The sequence below is a fragment of the Bacillus sp. 196mf genome (genome assembly GCF_003217275.1).
Classification (GTDB): domain Bacteria; phylum Bacillota; class Bacilli; order Bacillales; family Bacillaceae_G; genus Bacillus_A; species Bacillus_A thuringiensis_S.
The window spans coordinates 1-22150 of sequence record NZ_QJTG01000023.1 but is presented as its reverse complement, the minus strand read 5'-3'; the positions used below and the strand labels follow the sequence as shown (position 1 = coordinate 22150).

Here is a 22150-nt window from a genome sequence, read left to right as displayed (position 1 = left end):
GATTTCTATCCCCATTCTTTCATTTTATAGATTCACAAACACATTGTAGTAATGCTTCTACAGTGTACTCTTTCGGCACAATAACAGACGGAAAATAACGACTTGCCTCTTTTTCCGTAATAGGTCCTATACAAGCAATTGTACATTTTTTTGTCCATTCTCTCCAGTTTGCACCCTCAAGTAAACGAACAAAACTAGTAACAGTTGAAGGACTCGTAAATGTAATAATGTCTACTTCTCCTAACTTCAACGCTGCTATAAGCTCTTGCTTTTTTTCTACATTCACTTTCGTACCGTATACGATCAACTCATCTAGAGAAACACCAATTTCACGCAGTTTAACTGGTATTACATCTCTTGCTAAATTGCCTTTTGGAAATAAAATACGTTCGTTTCCATTTAATTCTTTTAGAAGCTCTTCGGCAAATGCTTCTGCAACAAATGAAGTCGGAACAAAATGAACTTGATAGCCCCTTTTTTCTAACTCTAATTTTGTTTTCACACCTACCGCAGCGATTTTAATGGTTAGTGGTAGTTTCTTTTTTAAACTATCTAGAAAAAAAGCTACACCATTTCTGCTCGTAAAAATAACCCAGTCGTATGAATGTAGCTGCTCTTCAATATGTTGAATTTGCCTATGAGACATACCTTCCATACGCAAAAGCGGAATTTCCAATGGAATTCCGCTCTTTTCTTTCACTGCTACACTCATTTGTTTCGCTTGATGCTGGGCACGTGTAATCAATACCGTTTTTCCAGCGAGAGCGTTCATATTTATTGTTGCTCCTTATTTGCAGCAAGAATGAGTTCTTTGGCGCCTTGTTTAATTAAACGGTCCGCGGCCTCTAATCCTACTTCTTCAGGATTAGTACCCACTACTGTCTCTTTTAATAAAACAGAGCCATCCATAGAGCCAACAAGAGCTGTTAATTCGATTGCATCGTTTTCTGTAAGGGTTGCATATCCAGCGATTGGAACTTGGCATCCACCTTCAAGTTTATGAAGAAATACTCGCTCCGCTGCCACTGTTCTTTCTGTTATCGCATCATTAATATGCGCTAACAATTGCAATAAATCCTTATCATCCTCACGACATTCAATCGCTAATGCACCTTGTCCTACAGCAGGTACACATAACGTTTCATCTAAATGTTCTGTAATAACTTCATCATCCCAGCCCATTCTTTGTAATCCAGCTGTCGCTAAAATAATCGCATCGTAATCTTCTTCTTTTAATTTACGTAAACGTGTATCGATATTCCCGCGAATCCACTTCACTTGTAAATCTGGTCTCGCAGCGAGTAGCTGTGCACTACGTCTCAAACTACTCGTACCTAAAATAGCACCTTCCGCTAACTCTTTAAACGATGCTCCATTTTTTGAGATAAAAGCATCCCGAGGGTCAACACGCTTTGGTGTACAGCCAATCATTAAACCTTCTGGAAGTACGGCCGGCATATCTTTCATACTATGTACAGCCATATCGATTTCTTTCGTAAGTAACGCATGCTCAATTTCTTTAACGAACAAGCCTTTTCCGCCTACTTTTGAAAGAGTAACATCTAAAATAACATCACCTTTTGTGACAATTTCTTTCACTTCAAATTCATATGGTAGACCTAGCGCTTTTAACTGATCAATAAACCAGTTTGTTTGCGTTAATGCTAGTTTACTCTTTCGTGACCCTACAATAATTTTGCGCATAATTCTCTCTCCTCATTATAAATACCAAAAGTGGAAATTGGATAAACTGCTTAATAGAAAAATGTTTACTAGCATTACGAGAAACGATCCGATATTCCACTGTACAATTTTCTTACCTTGCAACACATCTGCCGCTCGTAAATATAAACCTGTGCAATACACAAATAGAACGACAAAAGATCCGATTACTTTCGTATCATACCAATGGAAATTGTCCAATTTTGTATATCCCCATATACACCCCAATAAAATTGCTAGTAAGAAAAATGGAACAGAAAATAAATTTAATCCGTAAGACGTAGATTCAAGCTTCGGTAAATTCCCTAACCTTCTTAATCTCGCATTCCACTTTTTCTTTTTTAATAGGCGATATTGCAGTAAATACATAATAGAAAAAATAAACGATACCGTAAACGTTGCATAAGAAATAATCGCCATTCCAACATGCACGTATACAAGTTCTGAAACTAATTGCTCTGCAAGTACTGGCGACATCTTTCCGAGCGGTGTAAAAATAGAAAAAGCGCTTACGCCAAATGCAACAACATTTGTAAAGAAGACTAAAAAGTCAACGCGCATAAATCGATTTATGACTAACGACATCGTAATCAATAACCAAACATAAAAATAAATCCCTGATAATAAAGTTAAAATGGGATTCGTTTCTGAATCTGTCGCCCTAAGCAACATAAAAATAGACTGCAATACCCATACAATCGAAAGTAACCAAAAAGCAAATCGGTTCGCCTTTCGGTTACTTTGGAAATAATCTATAAAATATAAACTAATGCTACAAGCATATAAAATAATTGCAATATGATAAATAATACTGTTATTTAAAAAACTCATCCGATCATCCTTCCAAATTATAAAGATGGAACGGATGGTGTCCACACTCTTTTATGTTCTACTTCTTCCGCACGACTCTCTACTTCTTCCGTTTCTAAATCAAAAATCTTTGCAAATAACGCTAGTTTTTCGCTCGCTCCCTCTTCAGCAGCTATTTCTTTTGCTACTAAAATTGGGTCTTTTAATAATTGATTAATAATACTTTTCGTATGCTTACTAATAACTTTTTTCTCACGATCACTAAGGTTTGGTATTTTTCGCTCTAGGCTTACCATCGTTTCACTTTGGATTGCAAGTGCCTTATCACGAAGAGCTGATATTAATGGAACAACACCAAGTGTACTTAACCACGTTTTAAATAGAACAATTTCCTCTTCAATCATAAATTGAATTTTCTCTGCTTCTTTCAAACGCTCAGCACGGTTTGCCTCCACCACTCCTTGCAGATCATCAATGTCATACAAGAAAGAACCTTCTAGCTCATCAATCGCTGGATCAATATCACGTGGCACTGCAATGTCAACCATAAACAAAGGACGACCAGAGCGCATTTTCTCCACCTTTGTCATCATCTCTTTCGTAATGACATACTCAGATGCACCAGTTGAACTAATTAAAATATCTGCTTCTAATAATGCACATTGTAATTCGCTTAATGATTTTGCATGTCCCATATATTTCTCAGCCATTACTTCTGCTTTCGAAAGCGTCCTATTCATAACTGTTACTTTACGAGCACCACTTCCATATAAGTTTTGCAATGCAAGTTCGCCCATTTTACCAGCACCAAGAATAAGCACGTGACAATCCGTTAACTCGCCAAATATTTTCTTTCCAAGCTCAACAGCAGCATAACTAACAGACATCGCACTTTCACCAATTGTTGTTTCTGAGTGGGCACGTTTTGCTAATGTAATGACTTGCTTAAACAATTCATTAAAAATTGTGCCTGTTGCTTTAACTTGTTGTGCTTCTAAAAAGCTATCTTTTATTTGGCCTAAAATCTGTGTTTCTCCCACTACCATAGAATCTAAACCGCACGTTACGCGGAATAAATGGTCTATTGCACCATCTTGTTCAAAAATAGTTAAATATGGTGCGACTTCTTCTATTTCAAGCTGAAACCAATCAGCTAAAAATTTCTTAATATAATACCGTCCCGTGTGTAATTGATCGACAACAGCATAAATCTCAGTGCGATTACAAGTTGATACAATGACATTCTCTAACACGCTCTTTTGATTTTGTAATGTAGTCATCGCTCGCTCTAGCTCTGCTGCCTGAAATGTGAGTTTCTCACGAAATTCTACAGGGGCTGTTCGATAATTTACACTAACAACAAGAATATGCACGCAGCATGTCCCCCTTCACCCGTTTTATCACTTTATCTACTATCATAATACAACTTTCCTCTTATGAATCTGACAATCGTGTGAACAACCGATTATTTTTTAATTATTCTCCGTATGTAATAAAGGAGATTCAGCAAACTAATAAAAAAACTTCTACTTTATAATGATTATAAATTAATAACTCTATTTGTACGTTACCAAAAAAAGTCCTCATAATCAAGTGATGGAAACTATTCCATATAAATTATAACATCATCTTTCCTATCTTCTTTCATCATGAAGGAAAATATGTATGATTGTTCCAAAATGTAGCAAACACTTTCTCAATACAATGTATTTGACATTTTATTTCTTTTTCGTTATATTGATTTTACAAAATTAAATTGTGCACAACTTAATAAGAAGGGAGTTATGTATGACAGAGGACTCTTTGCATCTAGATAACCAACTTTGTTTTTCTATTTATGCCTGTTCTAGAGAGGTTACTCGTTTTTATCGACCTTATTTAGAAGAGATGGGTATTACGTATCCCCAGTACATTACTTTACTCGTACTATGGGAGCAAGATGGACTAACAGTAAAAGAAATTGGAGAACGTCTATTTTTAGATTCCGGTACGTTAACACCTATGTTAAAACGAATGGAATCATTAACACTTGTAAAACGTGTTCGTTCCAAAGAAGACGAGCGAAAAGTTTGTATTGAATTAACAGAACAAGGTAAAAATTTAAAGGAAAAGGCTTGTTCATTACCGACAACAATGGCTACAAACTTAGGAATTACAGAGCAAGAATATCGCTCTTTATTAATTCAACTAAATAAACTAATTGAAACAATGAAAACAATTAATGATGGAAAAGGGGAATAAATATGGATAAATTATATACTGCTTCAGTAACAGCAACAGGTGGAAGAAATGGGAAAGTAGTTTCAGATGATGGCATATTAAATCTTGATGTGAAAATGCCGAAAGCACTAGGTGGTGCAGGTGGAGAAGCAACAAATCCAGAACAACTATTTGCAGCTGGTTATGCAGCTTGTTTCGATAGTGCATTACAACTTGTCATTCGTACAAAACGTATGAAAGTAGAAAGTACAGAAGTAACCGCTCACGTTTCTATCGGAAAAGATACAGATGGTGGTTTTGGCCTATCTGCCGTGCTTGATGTACATGTCGCTGGCGTTTCACATAGCGAAGCACAAGAACTTGTAGAAGCGGCTCACGGTGTATGTCCTTACTCTAAAGCAACACGAGGTAATATTGAAGTTACATTAAACGTACGTTAACAGCTTATATAAAGAAAAAAACGCGCGACATTCGTCACGCGTTTTTTGTTTTTGTCATTTTATGAATTGCCTTCCACGCTTCTTCTTTTCCAAGTCCTGTTTCAGAAGAGAATAGAACGATTTCATCGCCAATTTCAACAGCAAGCGTTTCTTTTACAACTTTTAAATGCTTTTGCCATTTCCCTTTCGGGATTTTATCAGCTTTCGTCGCAATAATAATTGTTGGGATTTCATAATGCTTTAAGAAATCATACATCATCACGTCATCACTTGTCGGTTGGTGACGTAAATCAACTACTAATACAGCTGCGTCTAATTGCTTGCGCGTTGTAAAGTACGTTTCAATCATTTTCCCCCATGCCGCGCGCTCCGATTTAGACACTTTCGCATATCCATAACCTGGAACGTCAACAAAATGCATCATCTCATTGATCAAGAAAAAGTTCAGCGTTTGCGTTTTTCCTGGTTTAGAAGAAATACGCACTAACTTTTTACGATTTAAAATTTTATTAATAAAGGAAGACTTCCCGACATTTGAACGACCTGCTAATGCAATTTCTGGTAAATCACTGTCTGGATATTGTTCTGGTTTAACAGCACTAATTACAATATCTGCTTTTGTTACTTTCATTGTTTCACTCCTACTAATGCGTGCTCCAATACTTCATCTAAATGAGATGCAAGCACAAACGTAAGGTTTTCTTTTACGCTCTCTGGAATATCATCTAAATCTTTCTCGTTTTCTGCTGGCAAAATAATTTTTGTTAAGCCTGCGCGGTGAGCACTTAATGTTTTTTCTTTTAAGCCACCAATTGGTAATACACGACCACGAAGTGTAATTTCACCTGTCATACCTACTTCTTTACTTACAGGAATACCTGTTAGTGCAGAAATAAGTGCCGTTGCCATCGTAATACCTGCTGACGGTCCATCTTTCGGAACTGCTCCTTCTGGAACATGAATATGAATATCATTTTTCTCATGGAAATTCGGATCAATCTGAAGCTCTTCTGCACGAGAACGTATATAACTAAACGCAGCTTGTGCGGATTCTTTCATAACATCCCCAAGTTTCCCTGTTAAAATTAGTTTCCCTTTTCCTGGCGCTACAGAAACTTCAATTGCAAGTGTATCGCCGCCTGCTGCTGTGTAAGCTAGACCTGTTGCCATACCAACTTGGTCTGTTTTTTCAGCTTGCCCATAACGGAATATGTGTTTACCAAGTAAATCAACAATCTTTTTCTCTGTCACAACGATACGTTTACGTTCTGCTGTAACGATAATTTTCGCTACTTTACGGCAAACTTTTGCAATTTGGCGTTCTAGCGTACGAACACCAGCCTCACGTGTATAATAACGAATAATTTCAAGAAGCGCTTCATCACGTACTTGTAAATTACCTTTTCGTAAGCCATGCTCTTTTAATTGTTTCGGCAATAAATGCTCACGAGCAATGTGTACTTTTTCAAGTTCTGTATAGCCAGCAATCGAAATGATTTCCATACGGTCAAGTAATGGACCTGGAATACTTGAAAGTGTATTAGCAGTTGCTACAAACATAACTTTCGATAGATCATATGGTTCTTCAATGTAATGATCACTGAAGTTATGGTTTTGTTCTGGATCTAATACTTCAAGTAATGCTGCTGATGGATCTCCACGGAAATCGTTAGACATTTTATCAATCTCATCTAATAAGAAGACTGGATTAACTGTTTTCGCCTTTTTCATACCTTGAATAATGCGTCCTGGCATTGCTCCAACATATGTACGGCGGTGACCACGAATTTCAGATTCATCACGCACACCACCAAGAGATACACGGACAAAGTTACGATTCAATGATGTTGCAATTGAACGCGCTAACGAAGTTTTTCCGACCCCAGGAGGGCCTACTAAACAAAGGATAGGTCCTTTTAATGAATTCGTTAACTTCTGTACAGCTAAATATTCAAGTACACGCTCTTTCACTTTTTCAAGACCGTAATGATCGTTATTTAAAATCTCTTCCGAATGAGCAAGATCAATTATATCTTCTGTTGCCTCTGTCCACGGAAGCGCTAATAACCAATCAATATAATTGCGAATAACACCACTCTCCGCAGAACTTGCTGGTAACTTTTCATAACGATCTAATTCTTTCAGCGCAGCCTTCATTGTTTCTTCAGGCATTCCTGACTGTTCAATTTTTTCACGAAGTTCTTCTACTTCTCCGCCCTTACCTTCTTTGTCGCCAAGTTCAGTTTGAATCGCCTTCATTTGCTCACGTAAGAAATATTCTTTTTGCGTGCGCTCCATTGAACGTTTCACTTGTTGCCCAATTTTCTTTTCTAGGCTAAGTAACTCTTGTTCATCTTGAATAATTGAAATAAGTGTATGTAATCGTTCTTTTACAGATACAATCTCTAGAATCTCTTGTTTCTGCTTCGTTTTAATCGGCAAGTGAGAAGCAATTAAATCAGCTAATCTCCCTGGTTCCTCTACATCAGCTACTGTTGCAAATGTTTCATTTGAAACTTTTTTCGAAACTTTAATATATTGTTCGAAATGCTCCAGTAACGTACGCATAAGAGCTTTCTCTTCTAAATCATCTTCTACTTCTTCAGTTACCGTTTTAATAGACACTTGTACTACATTTTCTTCTTCGATAAACTCTATTACTTCTGCTCTATGTAAACCTTCCACAAGGACACGAAGCGTACCGTTCGGCAATTTTAGCATTTGCTTTACTTTCGCCACTGTACCTACACTATATATGTCATCTTCTTTCGGATCATCGATATTCATTTCTTTTTGCATTGCTAAAAAGATGATATTTTCATCCATTGCCGCCTGCTCTAGTGCTTGTATCGATTTATCACGTCCTACATCAAGATGCAAAACCATCGTTGGATATACGAGAACGCCTCTTAATGGTAGGAGGGGCACGATTCTTTCGTTCGTATTCATACTAGACATAGCACCTCCATAATAAATTAAACTCCTGTTCAACTATTTTATATTACAATACACCTAGATGCAATTGCTGAGATTCCTCGCAATTGTAAATAGCTTGTTTTTCTACCTCACGAAAAGAAAAAAGACTCCGATTAAGCATACAAACTTAAACGAAGTCTGGCAAATTTTATTATTGTTTATTTTTACATAGATTGTGCATCTGTTTCGTCTACGTTAGTATGTACATCTAGCTCTCTATGCATATTTTCTTGCATAAACGTTAACTCAAATACTTCTTTTAATTTACGGACAGGAATAATTTCGATTCCCTTTATCGTATACAAAAATGGTTGCATATTTTCAGCAGGAATAATGACTTTCTTAGCTCCCGCTTTTTTCGCAGCTTTTATTTTTGCGTACACGCCACCAATAGGCTTTACTTCTCCGTGTATACTTATTTCACCTGTCATCGCTACTTCATTATTTACATATGTGCGATGCACCGCAGAATATACACCTGTTGCCATAGCGATTCCTGCAGAAGGTCCATCAATTGGGATACCACCTGGAAAATTAATATGTATATCGTATCCTTCTGGCAACACATCTAAAGAACGAAGTACTGTTAATACATTATCAACAGAGCCTTTTGCCATACTTTTACGGCGAATCGATTTCGTTTGACTACCAATACTTTCTTCTTCTACAATTCCGGTAACATTTACCGATCCTTTATCTTTCGCCGGAATTGCTGTTACTTCAATTTCTAATAACGCTCCTGTATTTGGTCCGTATACAGCAAGACCATTTACAAGACCAATCCTTGGAATCGGATAAATGTGCTTTTCGTATTTCGGCGTAAGCTGACTTGAGTGAACAACCCACTCTATATCTTCATCTTTAATGAAAGAACGTTCTTCATTTATCGCCATACCAGCAGAAATTTGTACGAGATTAATCGCCTCTCGTCCATTTCTTGCATACATCCCAATCATTTCAATACCATTTTCACCTATTTGCATTTCCACTTTTTCCGCGGCGTTTTTCGCTACTTTTTGAATCTCTTCCGTATCTAATTCACGGAAAAATACTTCTAAGCAACGTGACCGAATAGCAGGAGGAATTTCCTCTGGCGAACGTGTCGTTGCTCCAACTAAGCGAAAATCTGCCGGTAAGCCTTTTTGGAAAATATCATGTATATATGTTGGGATCATCGTATTTTCTTCACTATAGTACGCACTTTCTAAAAATACTTTTCGATCTTCTAACACCTTTAACATTTTGTTCATTTGAATCGGATGGAGTTCGCCAATCTCATCAATAAACAAAATACCACCATGCGCATCTGTTACAGCACCTTTTTTCGGTTGCGGAATACCTGCTTGCCCCATCGCCCCAGCACCTTGATAAATCGGATCATGCACCGAACCAATTAAAGGGTCTGCGATACCACGTTCATCAAACCGAGCTGTCGTCGCATCAAGTTCAATAAATGTTGCATTCGTACGAAATGGAGATTTAGGATTTCGTTTCGCTTCTTCTAATACAAGACGTGCTGCCGCTGTTTTCCCAACACCTGGCGGACCATATATGATTACATGTTGCGGATTCGGACCACAAAGAGCCGCTTTTAAGGACTTAATCCCGTCCTCTTGCCCTACAATATCTAAAAAGGTTGTAGGACGCACCTTTTCTGCTAGCGGCTCTGTTAAAGAAATCTCACGCATTTTACGAAGCTGTTCTAATTCTTTTTTCGATTCTCGATCAATTGAAACTTTTTGTGTTCGTTGATTTCGAAGTAAATGCCAGAAATATAATCCGACAATTACACCAAAAACAAGTTGAACAACTAAAAATATATTTGTCCAGCTCATTATTTATTTCCTCCCGCAATATTTTATCTCTTAGTATTTCCGCGGAGGAACGTAGCTAAACATAAAGAAAAACAGCAATTATAAAAATTGCTGTTTCCCTTTCGCATTATGCAGATGTTTTTGTATCAAGTACAGTACCGTCTTGTAACACCAATTTTGGCGGTTCATTATCAGCTACTGTTTCTTTTGTAAGAATACACTTCTCGATATCTTTACGAGATGGAAGTTCGAACATTACATCAAGCATTAAGCCTTCAATAATAGAACGAAGTCCACGAGCACCCGTTTTACGTTCAATTGCTTTTTTCGCAATTTCGATTAGTGCACCTTCTTCAAACTCTAACTCAACATCGTCAAGCTCCAATAGTTTTTGGAATTGCTTAACAAGTGCATTTTTCGGTTTCGTTAAAATATCAACAAGAGCATCTTCATCAAGTGGCTCTAGGTTCGCAATAACTGGAAGACGACCGATAAACTCTGGAATTAAACCAAATCTTAAAAGATCCTCTGGTAATACGTGAGATAAAACATGCTTCTCATTTACATCAGCATTTTTCTTCTCAGAACCAAATCCAATTACTTTCTCACCAAGGCGACGTTTAATAATCGGCTCAATGCCATCAAACGCTCCACCACAAATGAATAAGATGTTCGTTGTATCAATTTGAATAAACTCTTGGTGCGGATGCTTACGACCACCTTGAGGTGGAACGCTTGCTACAGTACCTTCTAAAATTTTCAGAAGTGCCTGCTGCACACCTTCACCAGATACATCACGTGTAATTGATGGATTTTCGGACTTACGTGCCACTTTATCAATCTCATCAATATAAATGATTCCTTTTTCCGCTTTCTCTACATCATAATCAGCTGCTTGAATTAATTTTAGTAAGATATTTTCTACATCTTCCCCAACATATCCAGCTTCTGTTAAAGATGTTGCGTCCGCGATTGCAAATGGAACATTTAGAATACGCGCTAACGTTTGTGCAAGTAATGTTTTACCACTACCTGTTGGCCCGATAAGTGCGATATTACTCTTCGCTAATTCTACATCATCAATTTTGCTGTTAGAATTAATGCGTTTGTAATGGTTATATACCGCTACCGCTAGTGCTTTTTTCGCGCTATCTTGCCCGATGACATACTCATCTAAGATTTCACGAATTTCTACCGGTTTCGGTACATCTTTGAATTCTACTTCTTCGTCCTTCGCAAGCTCCTCTTGTACAATTTCAGTACAAAGTTCGATACACTCGTCACAAATGTAAACACCTGGACCTGCTACTAACTTTCGAACTTGCGTTTGTGTTTTACCACAGAAAGAACATTTTAATTGCCCTTTTTCATCATTAAATTTAAACATATTTTCACACCCCTTACAAAGTGCTAACCTCTTGCCTTCGTATGTACACGATAAATGTATCGTATGTAAATACATATTATGTCACTACGTGGCGAGAAATACAAATAATATGACTAGTTATGTACAAATAAAAAAATTTTAAAACTTTTGAAATATGTATATTCGACTTGTAAAGGAACTTTTCCTTCTCCATCGAAAAGTTTTATAAATATATTTCTATATTTATAAAACAAGGCACGATTAAAATCGTGCCTTGTTATTTTATTATGCAGCGTTTTCTACTAAGAAGTCTACAGCTTTACGCACTTTAAGATCTTCAGCTAAAGCGTCTACGCTTCCAAGAGCTTGCTTGATAGCGTCTACTGGCATACCGTACATTTCAGCCATTTTTTCAACTTCTGCAGTTACTTCTTCTTCAGTAACTTCGATGTTTTCAGCTTCAATGATAGCTTCAAGAACAAGATTGATTCTTACACGTTTTTGTGCATCTTCTTTCATTTGCTCTTTTAATTTGTCAGCGTCAGTACCTGTGAATTGGTAGTAAAGCTCAAGGTTCATACCTTGTTGGCTTAAACGTTGCTCGAATTCACGAACCATACGATCTAACTCAGTGTTGATCATAGCTTCTGGAATTTCGATTTCAGCGTTAGCAGCAGCTAATTCTACTACTTCGTCACGTACTTTGTGCTCAGCTTCGTGCTTTTTGCCTTCTTCTAAGTTTGTGCGAAGTTTTGCTTTTAATTCATCAAGAGTTGCAACCGCTTCGTCTGCTTCTTTAGCGAACTCGTCGTTTAACTCAGGAAGTTCTTTTGTTTTGATTTCGTGAATTGTTACTTTGAATGTTGCTGGTTTGCCAGCTAATTCAGCAGCATGGTACTCTTCTGGGAATGATACTTCAACGTCTTTAGACTCACCAGATTTAAGACCGATTACTTGCTCTTCGAAACCTGGGATGAATGTACCAGAACCGATTGCTAGAGAGTAGTTTTCGCCTTTTCCGCCTTCAAATGCTTCGCCATCAACGAAACCTTCGAAGTCGATTACAGCTGTATCACCGTTTTCAACAGTTCCTTCTTCTTTAACAACTAGTTCAGCTTGACGCTCTTGTAAAGATTTTAATTCGTTCTCTACATCTTCGTCAGTTACAGTTGTTTCAACTTTTTCTACTGCTAAACCTTTGTACTCACCTAATTTAACTTCAGGTTTCACTGTAACTTTTGCAGTGAAGATAAGGTTAGCATTTTTTTCGAACTTCTCGATGTCGATTTCAGGATGATCAACTGGGAAGATACCAGCTTCTTCGATCGCTTCACCGTATGCTTTTGGTAAAATGATATCTAAAGCATCTTGGTATAAAGATTCAATACCAAAGCGTTGTTCGAATAATGGACGAGGCATTTTTCCTTTACGGAAACCTGGTACGTTAATTGTTTTTACTACTTTTTTGAACGCAGCGTCGATAGAGTTGTTTACTTCTTTAGCATCAACTTCGATTGTTAAAACGCCAACGTTACCTTCTAATTTTTCCCATTTTGTAGACATTTATTCTTTCCCTCCAACTATAATAATGTATGCACATACCTCTATAGATTAAGATCTTCATTATCTCTTTTTTGAAATAACAAATACACAAATAATCCTCTAGCAAAAGCTTTCAGATATAATGTTCCAATCTACTAATTGCCCAGAAGACAACTACGGTATATTTTGTTCGAGAATAATATGAAACATATTAAGTAAGAGAATTACACTTCTCTTCTCTTACAAACAGGCAGATTTCTGCCTTTTGCAACCCTTACATTATAACATAGAATATGCTCGTTTCAAGAACTGAACGATTCTTTTTCATAATTATACGGGCAAATATCCTTCTCTTTCAACACGTAATAACCATTGATAGGCAATATGAAACTCTTCCAATTCGATATTATATGCTGCCATAAGCTCTTCTTCATCTATAGCCAATCCGAAACGCTTTCTTCCAATTCTCTCTAAAACAGCTGACCAAATCTCTTCTTTATCCATTAATAGAGCGAATGGGAAAACGCTAATTTGCAACTCTTTCCAATATGTAACCATTGCTTCAAATATATCGGGATAATTTTGCTCTAATCGGCTTGATAATTTATGTATAATGTTATTGGATTGCTCCTCATTATGACCTGTAAATGCTGGAATCACCTTAATCGTATTTCCAAACTTTTCTACCTCTATTTCTTCTTCTACCTGACTTTCTATCATTTTATACAAAATAGAAGTTTTCAAATAGGGGTGCTGCTCTTCGTCTATTAAAAATTTCTTTAAAACAGGTAATGCAAGATCTAAGTCTTTTAACGAAAGTCGCTGAATCGCTCTTAGCTTCTGTCCAAAGTTTTCTCCAAAAATTTCATTAGTAAACTCATCCAATTCAAAATTTGAATCCACTAGCGATGCGTCTCCCTCATTTAGCATACCTTCTGCAAATAAAGCAAGCTGCGCTAATTTTTCCTTTTGATCAGGCATTATATCTTTCGTTTGTAAAACCTTTTCAACAGTTTCAATAACACCTTCATAATCATTTGTTTGAACTAAAATAGTTACGTACGTTTCAAGAATATCACCAAATAAGACAACTCCTGTTTTAAGCAACTGTTCACATTTGTCTTTCGCTTCTTCCATACGTTTTAATTCGAGTAAACAAATAACTGAAGCTAATTCCGTTTGTTCCGTTTCCGCATTATACTGACGTAATATTTCAAAGCAACGCAATGCATCTTCGAATTCCCGCTCTTTCAGCGCTAAAAAACCTTCATCAATATAGCGCTCTGATAGTTGTGGAAACAATACGACCGTATTTTCTTTTTTATCCATACGTCCGCCTCTTTTTCTTGATTTTAATTATGTTCAAAGTAAATATATCAAATGCGTAATGAGAACACAACATCCCTAAACTATTTGTTTGAAATATAAAAATATTTAATTTTTACATTCCAATACGAATAAATTTCTACTAAAAATTAAAATTGTACAAATAAAAATCCCCAGCAACAAGCGCAGAGGATTCATCATTAATGGAAAGCTTTTATAATTGTGGGGTATATTACAAGGGTAATAATTTGGAGAACAATAATTGCCATAACAATCATGCTAAAATAGAAGATTGGTTTACTTCGCTTCATTAAAAACATAATAATAAGCATCGTACAAGCAAACAAACTTAAGAAGAACAAACTTGTTGTCGAACTAAGTATACCACTTGGGACAAAGAACAATAACACTACACTACAAGTACCTATAATTCCAAATAACCATTCCATTCATTCACTCATTCCCTTTCCCTCTCATGGCTGTTTTCTCTAAGCGATCAAATGTTTCACAACATCAACTACATACGTTAATTTCTCATACGCTACAAATCCAAAAGCAACCGTTAAGCCCGTTACAACTAATCCTTTCATCATTTCTTCCTCCTTGTTTTATCGTTGTTATCTTCATTATAAAAGATTAGCAATTTCTTACCATCGAACTACCTTACAGTTACCTTACAGAATTGTAAGATTTCAAAAAGAGATTGAAAAACACCTCATATCGCTTGAGGTGCTTTCACGGAATTTCTCTATAATTACTTGTAAAATCAACTTTTTTCTTTTAGTTATTTTTGAACGAATCGACTCTTAAACTAATAGATTTACTAAATAATTTAGAATCAAAATAATTATTCGTTACTTTTCTTAACTTACTTTCAGATATTTTCGTATTAGAAGAAAACAACTGGTGAAAATCGTGTTAATATATTTTTGTACAATTAAGAATTTAATTTACAAGGGGGATTATATATGTTTAAAAAAATGGCGGCAGATGTATTAGGACTAAGCGATGTAGGTTCTGTCATTACACCTAAAGACTATGATAAGGTCGATGCTGATGATTATGTGATGCATGAAGATGGGGAGAAAATTTACTTTCTAATTAAATCCAAATCAGATGAATATTGCTTCACAAACAAAGGGTTAATTCACTTAGACGGTACAAGCGCAACAAGTAAAAAACGTACACTACGCCGCTTTAGTTATAGCAAATATCAAATTAAAAACGTAGCACTTGAAACTGCAGGAACGATTGATTTAGATGTAGAAATTAAGTTTCAAATGGGCGATGAACATTACTCAATTGATGTTCATAAAAAACATATTGAAGAATTAAAAGATTTATATAAGGCTTTACTTAAAATCGAAGAAATTTCATACGACAACGATATTACATTACAATATGCACATAAAAGTTTAGATATGGCATCTAATGCCTTTAGCCGTATTTCAAACGCACAAGTAAACTTAGCAGAGCAATTTAAAGAAATGAACGAGATTGCCTTTAACTGGCTTGTTGATACGAAGAAACAATATAATGTGAAAGATTATGGTTTTGTCTTTGACAAGTTTATTAACAACTAATTTTAAATACACAAAAAACCTTGTTATCAAAAGATAACAAGGTTTTCTTAGCGTCCCAGGAGAGATTCGAACTCCCGCTCCGCCCATTTCCGTACTATTTTATATATTTGGATCGCAGTCTTAATATATCTTCTCCTTCGCGAATGCCTGCCGATCCCTTCCTCACATTTTTTACGACAGTCCAATTCGGGTTAGTTTCATCACCGATATTCTGTACTGTAAAATTGCCATCACCATATTTCCGGTGACCTTCTGCCAATTTCTCCGTTAAATCATTCTCATTTGATCTCGCCATCTTTGCGCCATCTCCCTTTTTTATACGACCTTCTTAAACCCTCTAACCAATCACAGGTCCAGTCAATTGGAGATTCTCGTTTTCCGCTTCTATTAATTGTAACACACTGCCGGGGATAAGTTCCGACAATCGATGCTCAATCTTACTAGAATGGTAAAGAGTTTGATAATATTGTAAGTAAACAATTAAGAGAATCTGGATATGGTTTTCAATACGTGCATAAACCATTTGATGAGCCTGAACAAACAAATAATATAACTGACTAGCAAAGAGCGTTTTTTAAGCGCTCTTTTTAATGCACTTTAATCTGTTGCATATACTCATTATCATATATCCCGTTATAATATTTTTAAACCTCTTGCACATACATCAATTTGTAGACAAACAAAAAACCTTGTTATCAAAAGATAACAAGGTTTTTTTAGCGTCCCAGGAGAGATTCGAACTCCCGACCGTACGCTTAGAAGGCGTATGCTCTATCCGGCTGAGCTACTGGGACATGGAGCGGGTGAAGAGAATCGAACTCTCGACCAGAGCTTGGAAGGCTCTTGTTTTACCACTAAACTACACCCGCATATGTTATTTTCTTTTCTTCGTTAGCGCCGTTGCCCTATCGACAATATTTATTATATGTATAACCACACATAAAGTCAACACCTTTTTTAAAAGAGGATAAATTTTCTTATCCTCTTTTAAAAACTGCTTGTTCAACTAGTTGTCCGTCTAACGTTTCGAAACGAACTTCCATTTGATTTTCATCCATTTCTAATAAAGCAAATGTCTTTTCTACACGCTGACGTGGTAATAAAATACTGCCTGGATTAATAAATAAAACGCCCTCGATTAATTCCGCACCTAATACGTGAGAATGTCCGAAGCATGCAACTTGCGCTCCCACTTCTTCAGCATGGTACGCTAGCGTTTGTAATGTCATTTTCACATTATGGCGATGTCCATGCACTACTAAGAAGCGAATTCCATCTACATCAGTTACAATTTCATCTTGAAAGTTAGCATAATCACAGTTTCCTTTTACAACATGGAAACCTTGCAGTTCTTCATGAGCAGGCGTTAGCTCTGAATCACCGCAATGAATCATGATATCTACTTTCCCTTCATATTTCTCTTTCAACTGCTGTAATTCCTTCACAGAGCTATGACTATCGCTTACGATTAAAGCTTTCATCATTCTCTCTCCCTTATTCTCCTAAAAACCATTCCGGGATTTTTTCTTCTAACTTACGAAGAGCACGGCCACGATGGCTAATAGCATTTTTTTCATCTGAACTTAATTCCGCCATTGCTTTTTTGTATTCTTCCACATAAAAAATCGGATCGTATCCAAAGCCATTTTCTCCGCGGCGTTGTTCTAAGATAAATCCTTCACATGTCCCATTTACAATGACAGGCTTTTTATCACCTTCAGGGAAAGCAACTGCTAATGCACAATAGAAACGAGCTTTACGCTTTTCAAAGTCAACGCCATTTAATTCTTGTAACACTTTATCGATATTTGCTTGGTCATTTTTCGGTTCACCAGCAAAACGCGCTGAATACACTCCTGGTTTTCCATTTAAAGCATCTACAATAAGACCCGAATCATCCGCAATTACGATAGAATTCAACTGTCTACTCAAACTATCCGCTTTTAAGATCGCATTTTCTTCAAATGTTTCACCAGTTTCTTCGACTTCTTCAATATGAGGAAAATCGTGTAATGATTTCACTTCTAAATCAAATCGCTCAAATAACTCAGCAAACTCACGTACTTTTCCCATATTTTTTGTCGCTACAACAACTTGTTTCATACTTTCCACCTCTACTCTATATGAGATACGATGTCACCTAAAGCTTCTTTTTGTATATCAATCAGTTGGAAAATGCCTTTTTCCGCAGCATCAAGTAGTTCATTTAACTGCGCTCTACTAAACGTCGCTTCTTCTCCAGTTCCTTGCACTTCAACAAATTGGCCTTTTCCAGTCATAATTACGTTCATATCAACGTCTGCTTTAGAATCTTCTGCATAGTTTAAATCTAAAACAACACCTTGCTCTTCAACAATTCCTACTGACGTTGCTGCTAAATAATCTTTTACTGGAATTTTAGATACTTTTTCTGCTTGTAATAATTTCTCGAAAGCTAATACCATCGCTACATATGCACCTGTAATAGACGCTGTTCTCGTTCCACCATCTGCTTGGATAACATCACAGTCAATCCAAACTGTTCTCTCGCCAAGCGCTTCTAAATCAACTACCGCACGTAATGCTCGTCCAATTAGACGTTGAATTTCCATTGTACGTCCTGTTACTTTCCCTTTACTTGACTCCCTAATTGTACGTTGTTCTGTCGCACGTGGAATCATCGCATATTCAGCTGTTACCCAGCCCTTTCCTTCTCCACGCATAAATGGCGGGACACGCTCTTCAATTGTCGCTGAGCAAATCACCTTTGTATCCCCAACTTCAATTAATACAGATCCCTCTGGATGTTTTAAATAATTCGTATGAATATGTATATGGCGTAATTCTGTTTTCTCTCTACCATCTACTCGCATAAAAATAACCTCCTCTTAATTACTACTCGTTAGTATAGCCAAATTTAAATGTATGATATGTATACAATAAAAGAAGGAGAACCCAAAAAGCAATTCTCCTTTCTTACTTAAGTATATCAAATTATTCAAGATTAAAAACTACCTGTATTCACGTTTTCTGGACGATCTACAGGTTTTATTAACTTTCCGCCCTTTTCATCTATAAGATTTGCTTTTCCATTCACTTCAATAGAAATATTTTTCACACCTTTCTTTTCTGTTAAAGATAAAACTAACGACTTCAATACGTAATTTGAGATCATATTTTTATCTGGGTTTACAAATATATTTTCATTAAAGTTTAATGTAAGATTTCCGTCTTGTAATTTCGGATTCGTAATAAGCTTAACGCCTGGATTAAAATCATTCAGGAGCGATTGATGGATCGGACCTTTTACAAGTTCATCTATAATTGCTGCATAGTCATTTTCTTTACCTTCCGCAACGCGGCGTGTGACTGGTACGTAGTATTGCTGTTTATTATTATTTTGCGCCATAAAATACAGTGTGACTGGTTTTGTATTTGTTACATCTGCTACTTGTTCATCATCGAAGTTAATACCATTTGCACGGCTCACTCCTTCACCAAGCGGTGTACCAGCAACCGGCATCTTCGCCAATTTCTCACCATTTATTTGGAACTGCACTTGTTTTATCTCTGTAAATTGCGTCAACGTCCACGCTATAGATTCAATGATTTGACGCTCTTCTTCTTTCGCATAGTTTTTCATTTCTTTAGAAAAATCAATAACTGCCGTCCCGTCCTTTTTCAAATCTAAAGTCATCGTTGTATTCGCCGGAATGACTGCACGAAACCCATTCGGTAATAAATTCGTTACCGGTCCATCTTTCACAAGGTATTCTAACGTTTGCTTCACAGTCTCATTTGCTTTCGGAGTAGGTATAGCTAACGTTTGTGGTACAACATAACCATTTTTATCAACAAGGTATAGTTCTCTATTTACCATTTGCCCTTGCTTATCTTTTTTAGCTACTTCTTTCTTCCCACCCTCTGTATACGTAACTTGTTTTGGCGGATCAATTTGTTCAGTTGCTTTCTCCTGATTTATAAAGCCACACCCTGTTAGTAAAACAGCGCTCACAGTAGCACCAACAACCCATTTAAAAGTGGATTTAGGCATGCCATTCCCCCCTAAAATCTAAGTTTGTACTATTATGTATACGAGCCGTTTCACATTTTAGAACAAGCTGTGCCTCTTATAAAGTGAAACTTTAATCAGTGGAGGGTCTAACTGCCCAGCAAATAGCAAGATAAAACAAAAAACTCCTGATTTCTCAGGAGCTCACTTATATGAATTCTACTATTATTCTTTTTCTAAATGAATATGCTTCACATTTTCAATCGGTTGACCGAACCATTTTGATGCAATTTCTTTAAACAAGCCTATTTTTCCTGTTGTTAAGAAGAGATGATCGCTTTGTTCTTCTCCTTCATTCAACATTTTACTATGATATAAGATTGTACTTACTTCACGTGCTGTTTCATCACCAGAACTAATTAGTTGTACTTTATTTCCCATTACTTTTTTAATAACAGGTCCTAAAATCGGATAGTGTGTACACCCTAATATAAGTGTATCAATATCGGTACTTTTCAGTGGTTGCAGCGTTTCTCTTACAACTTCATACGCCATTTCACTTTCGAAATTCCCACTCTCTACAAGTTCAACGAAAGGTGGACAAGCTAAACTTTCTACCATAACACGGTTATTAATAGACTTTAACGCCTCTTCGTATGCACCACTTTTCACCGTTCCAATCGTTCCAATAATCCCAACGTGATACGTGTTTGTCACTTTTAAAGCTGTACGTGATCCTGGGTGAATAACTCCTACTACTGGAATTGGTAATTGTTTTTGCATCTCTTCTAATACAACTGCAGTTGCTGTATTACACGCAATAACTAACATTTTAATATTTAAATCTAGTAAATGCTCCGTCATTTCCCACGTAAATTGACGTACTTCTTCTCGAGAACGTGGACCATAAGGACAACGTGCTGTATCTCCTAAATATATGATACGCTCTTTCGGCAACTGACGAATTAATTCCTTCGCTACTGTTAAACCGCCAACTCCTGAATCGATAACACCGATTGCTCTATTCAACTTCATCACCCGTTTTCTCATTCATCATCTTTTATGTTTATCATTATATTTTACACACTTTAAGTTCGCTCACTTCAAATGCTTCTGTATGAAATTTTTCATTTGCCCATGTATAGACTAGGACCTTTTTTATTTTGCTCCTTTTTTTCATAATTTGCAAGATAGAAAAATAACCGACCTTCTATAAGAAAGTCGGTTTCTTCTATATAAAGTGCATATTCATTGATCCATCTTTTTTTGAAAAGAAGACATTCCCATTAATAAGACGAAATGAACAGAAATTAAAATGACGATCAAAATAAAATTCAATCGATAACTATTTGTTGATTCCATAATTTTGCTTGCTACAGCTGGTCCGAATGCCATACCGAAAAAGTTAATTAAATTATATAAACCAAGGCCGACTCCAACTTTAGCTGGATTTAATGTTTTCGGAATAAATGTGTTTAATGATACTTGAATTGCCGAATAACTCATAAATGTTAAAATAACCGCAAATAAAATAAAGAGTAAGTTCCCGTCTGGAATAATCCCTAAAATTAAAAAGCCAATGATCATAACTACAGACGCTACATACATCATCCTCACATTCCCAAACGCAGGAATAATCTTTCCGGTAATAAAACTAGATACAATACCAAAGAGAGATGCAACAAACAATACAATTCCAATAACGAACGGAGACAATCCGTGCCCTCTTCCTAACAGTAATGGTAATAATAATAAACTAGCACATAACGCCACATTAATGATAAATCCGACCGCTATTAAACGCAGGAATGGTTTATTTGTAAACAACTCAATATCAATAAACGGCGACTCTGCTCTCTTCATATGAGCCTTGAATAAAAATAGGAAAGCAACAGATAACACAAAAAGCCAACTATTAATATTCACTCCTAATAAAACGGTCGTAATCAATACAAATAATAAAAATGCTCCAATGAAATCAAAGTGGAACACTTCATCGGTATGTTGCACCTCTTCTGGCATAAATTTTACGTAACTACTCAGCTTAGTTAGGAAACAAGGCATGCCAAATACATGTTTCCGATTTGAAAACATGATAAAGAAAAGACTCCAATCAGAGAATGAATCTAGATCAAATCGAGAAATTCTCTTATGAAGTCGTGATTTTCCAAGGAACCGTTCCGGTTTCTATAACCTGGCCTATCGCTTGTAAGACAGATTGTTTTTGTTTTTTCATGGTACTCATAAAGCTTCGTATTTGACAAAAAGATTCTGCACCTTTCTCACTTCGGAAAGTCCCAGACACTTTCTGTTTAACTTTCGTCATTCGAATATCCCGTTCTGCTTGATTGTTATCAAAT

At 36.4% G+C, this 22150-nt stretch carries 21 protein-coding genes, 2 tRNA genes and 1 pseudogene; 3 read left to right on the top strand and 21 right to left on the bottom strand.

Going from position 1 to position 22150, the window contains the following annotated elements:
• Window positions 1–19 precede the first annotated feature (19 nt).
• From hemD to hemA, 4 genes are read right to left on the bottom strand one after another with little or no spacing between them, the layout of a single operon-like run.
• Window positions 20–772, bottom strand: coding sequence for a uroporphyrinogen-III synthase (gene hemD / locus ATL10_RS23975; RefSeq protein ID WP_023523117.1), 753 nt, complete (start codon window positions 770–772; stop codon window positions 20–22).
• A 2-nt stretch (window positions 773–774) separates the two neighbouring features.
• Window positions 775–1704 (bottom strand): hydroxymethylbilane synthase, encoded by a 930-nt coding sequence (hemC, locus tag ATL10_RS23970; RefSeq protein ID WP_016080168.1) that lies wholly within the window; start codon window positions 1702–1704, stop codon window positions 775–777.
• Between the two features lie 15 nt (window positions 1705–1719).
• Entirely contained in the window at window positions 1720–2553 is an 834-nt protein-coding gene (locus ATL10_RS23965) for a cytochrome c biogenesis protein (RefSeq protein ID WP_000009005.1), read from the bottom strand.
• A 17-nt stretch (window positions 2554–2570) separates the two neighbouring features.
• Window positions 2571–3905: a glutamyl-tRNA reductase gene (gene hemA, locus ATL10_RS23960; protein ID WP_000547868.1), complete on the bottom strand. Its 1335-nt coding sequence runs from the start codon at window positions 3903–3905 to the stop codon at window positions 2571–2573.
• 415 nt (window positions 3906–4320) lie between these two features.
• Here hemA and ATL10_RS23955 point away from each other — a divergent pair, with 415 nt between their 5' ends.
• Window positions 4321–4773, top strand: coding sequence for a MarR family winged helix-turn-helix transcriptional regulator (locus tag ATL10_RS23955; protein ID WP_016080166.1), 453 nt, complete (start codon window positions 4321–4323; stop codon window positions 4771–4773).
• 2 nt (window positions 4774–4775) lie between these two features.
• Window positions 4776–5192, top strand: a complete 417-nt coding sequence (locus tag ATL10_RS23950) for an organic hydroperoxide resistance protein (protein ID WP_000359774.1) — start codon at window positions 4776–4778, stop codon at window positions 5190–5192.
• Window positions 5193–5226: 34 nt separating this feature from the next.
• Here ATL10_RS23950 and ysxC read toward each other — a convergent pair whose 3' ends face one another.
• From ysxC to ATL10_RS23915, 7 genes are all read right to left on the bottom strand, one after another.
• Window positions 5227–5823 carry a ribosome biogenesis GTP-binding protein YsxC gene (ysxC, locus tag ATL10_RS23945; RefSeq protein ID WP_000869118.1) on the bottom strand — a complete coding sequence of 199 codons (597 nt, stop codon included), beginning with the start codon at window positions 5821–5823 and terminating at the stop codon, window positions 5227–5229.
• A complete protein-coding gene (gene lon, locus ATL10_RS23940; RefSeq protein ID WP_000097288.1) occupies window positions 5820–8150 on the bottom strand; it encodes an endopeptidase La in 2331 nt (776 codons plus the stop codon). Before lon ends, ysxC begins: the two co-directional genes overlap by 4 nt.
• Window positions 8151–8332: 182 nt before the next feature.
• Window positions 8333–10003 carry an ATP-dependent protease LonB gene (gene lonB / locus ATL10_RS23935; protein ID WP_000119173.1) on the bottom strand — a complete coding sequence of 557 codons (1671 nt, stop codon included), beginning with the start codon at window positions 10001–10003 and terminating at the stop codon, window positions 8333–8335.
• 106 nt (window positions 10004–10109) lie between these two features.
• Window positions 10110–11369: an ATP-dependent protease ATP-binding subunit ClpX gene (gene clpX / locus ATL10_RS23930; protein WP_000472289.1), complete on the bottom strand. Its 1260-nt coding sequence runs from the start codon at window positions 11367–11369 to the stop codon at window positions 10110–10112.
• A gap of 264 nt (window positions 11370–11633) precedes the next feature.
• Window positions 11634–12911 (bottom strand): trigger factor, encoded by a 1278-nt coding sequence (gene tig / locus ATL10_RS23925; protein WP_000105215.1) that lies wholly within the window; start codon window positions 12909–12911, stop codon window positions 11634–11636.
• Window positions 12912–13220: 309 nt separating this feature from the next.
• Complete coding sequence (locus tag ATL10_RS23920) at window positions 13221–14219, bottom strand: hypothetical protein (protein WP_000358255.1); 999 nt, start codon at window positions 14217–14219, stop codon at window positions 13221–13223.
• 197 nt (window positions 14220–14416) lie between these two features.
• Entirely contained in the window at window positions 14417–14665 is a 249-nt protein-coding gene (locus tag ATL10_RS23915; RefSeq protein WP_001983650.1) for a hypothetical protein, read from the bottom strand.
• A 519-nt stretch (window positions 14666–15184) separates the two neighbouring features.
• Here ATL10_RS23915 and ATL10_RS23910 point away from each other — a divergent pair.
• Complete coding sequence (locus tag ATL10_RS23910; RefSeq protein ID WP_000473868.1) at window positions 15185–15799, top strand: PH domain-containing protein; 615 nt, start codon at window positions 15185–15187, stop codon at window positions 15797–15799.
• A gap of 94 nt (window positions 15800–15893) precedes the next feature.
• Here the strand turns inward: ATL10_RS23910 and ATL10_RS23905 are convergent, their stop codons facing one another.
• The 10 genes and pseudogenes from ATL10_RS23905 to ATL10_RS23850 form a co-directional block, all read right to left on the bottom strand.
• Window positions 15894–16094 (bottom strand): hypothetical protein, encoded by a 201-nt coding sequence (locus ATL10_RS23905; RefSeq protein ID WP_000124460.1) that lies wholly within the window; start codon window positions 16092–16094, stop codon window positions 15894–15896.
• Window positions 16095–16519: 425 nt separating this feature from the next.
• Window positions 16520–16593, bottom strand: a tRNA-Arg gene (locus ATL10_RS23895).
• Window position 16594: 1 nt separating this feature from the next.
• Window positions 16595–16668 (bottom strand) — tRNA-Gly (locus ATL10_RS23890).
• 108 nt (window positions 16669–16776) lie between these two features.
• A complete protein-coding gene (locus ATL10_RS23880; RefSeq protein ID WP_000645488.1) occupies window positions 16777–17280 on the bottom strand; it encodes a metallophosphoesterase in 504 nt (167 codons plus the stop codon).
• Between the two features lie 13 nt (window positions 17281–17293).
• Window positions 17294–17902: an XTP/dITP diphosphatase gene (locus tag ATL10_RS23875; RefSeq protein WP_000815949.1), complete on the bottom strand. Its 609-nt coding sequence runs from the start codon at window positions 17900–17902 to the stop codon at window positions 17294–17296.
• An 11-nt stretch (window positions 17903–17913) separates the two neighbouring features.
• Window positions 17914–18651 carry a ribonuclease PH gene (rph, locus tag ATL10_RS23870; RefSeq protein ID WP_001261762.1) on the bottom strand — a complete coding sequence of 246 codons (738 nt, stop codon included), beginning with the start codon at window positions 18649–18651 and terminating at the stop codon, window positions 17914–17916.
• A 131-nt stretch (window positions 18652–18782) separates the two neighbouring features.
• Window positions 18783–19832 (bottom strand): spore germination protein GerM, encoded by a 1050-nt coding sequence (gene gerM, locus ATL10_RS23865; RefSeq protein WP_001126743.1) that lies wholly within the window; start codon window positions 19830–19832, stop codon window positions 18783–18785.
• A 183-nt stretch (window positions 19833–20015) separates the two neighbouring features.
• A complete protein-coding gene (gene racE, locus ATL10_RS23860) occupies window positions 20016–20825 on the bottom strand; it encodes a glutamate racemase (protein WP_016512279.1) in 810 nt (269 codons plus the stop codon).
• 213 nt (window positions 20826–21038) lie between these two features.
• A pseudogene (locus ATL10_RS23855) lies at window positions 21039–21821 on the bottom strand (MFS transporter); the annotation flags it as partial.
• Window positions 21822–21939: 118 nt separating this feature from the next.
• The coding region (locus ATL10_RS23850; protein WP_142669996.1) for an IS66 family transposase at window positions 21940–22150 on the bottom strand (211 nt) is incomplete at its 5' end.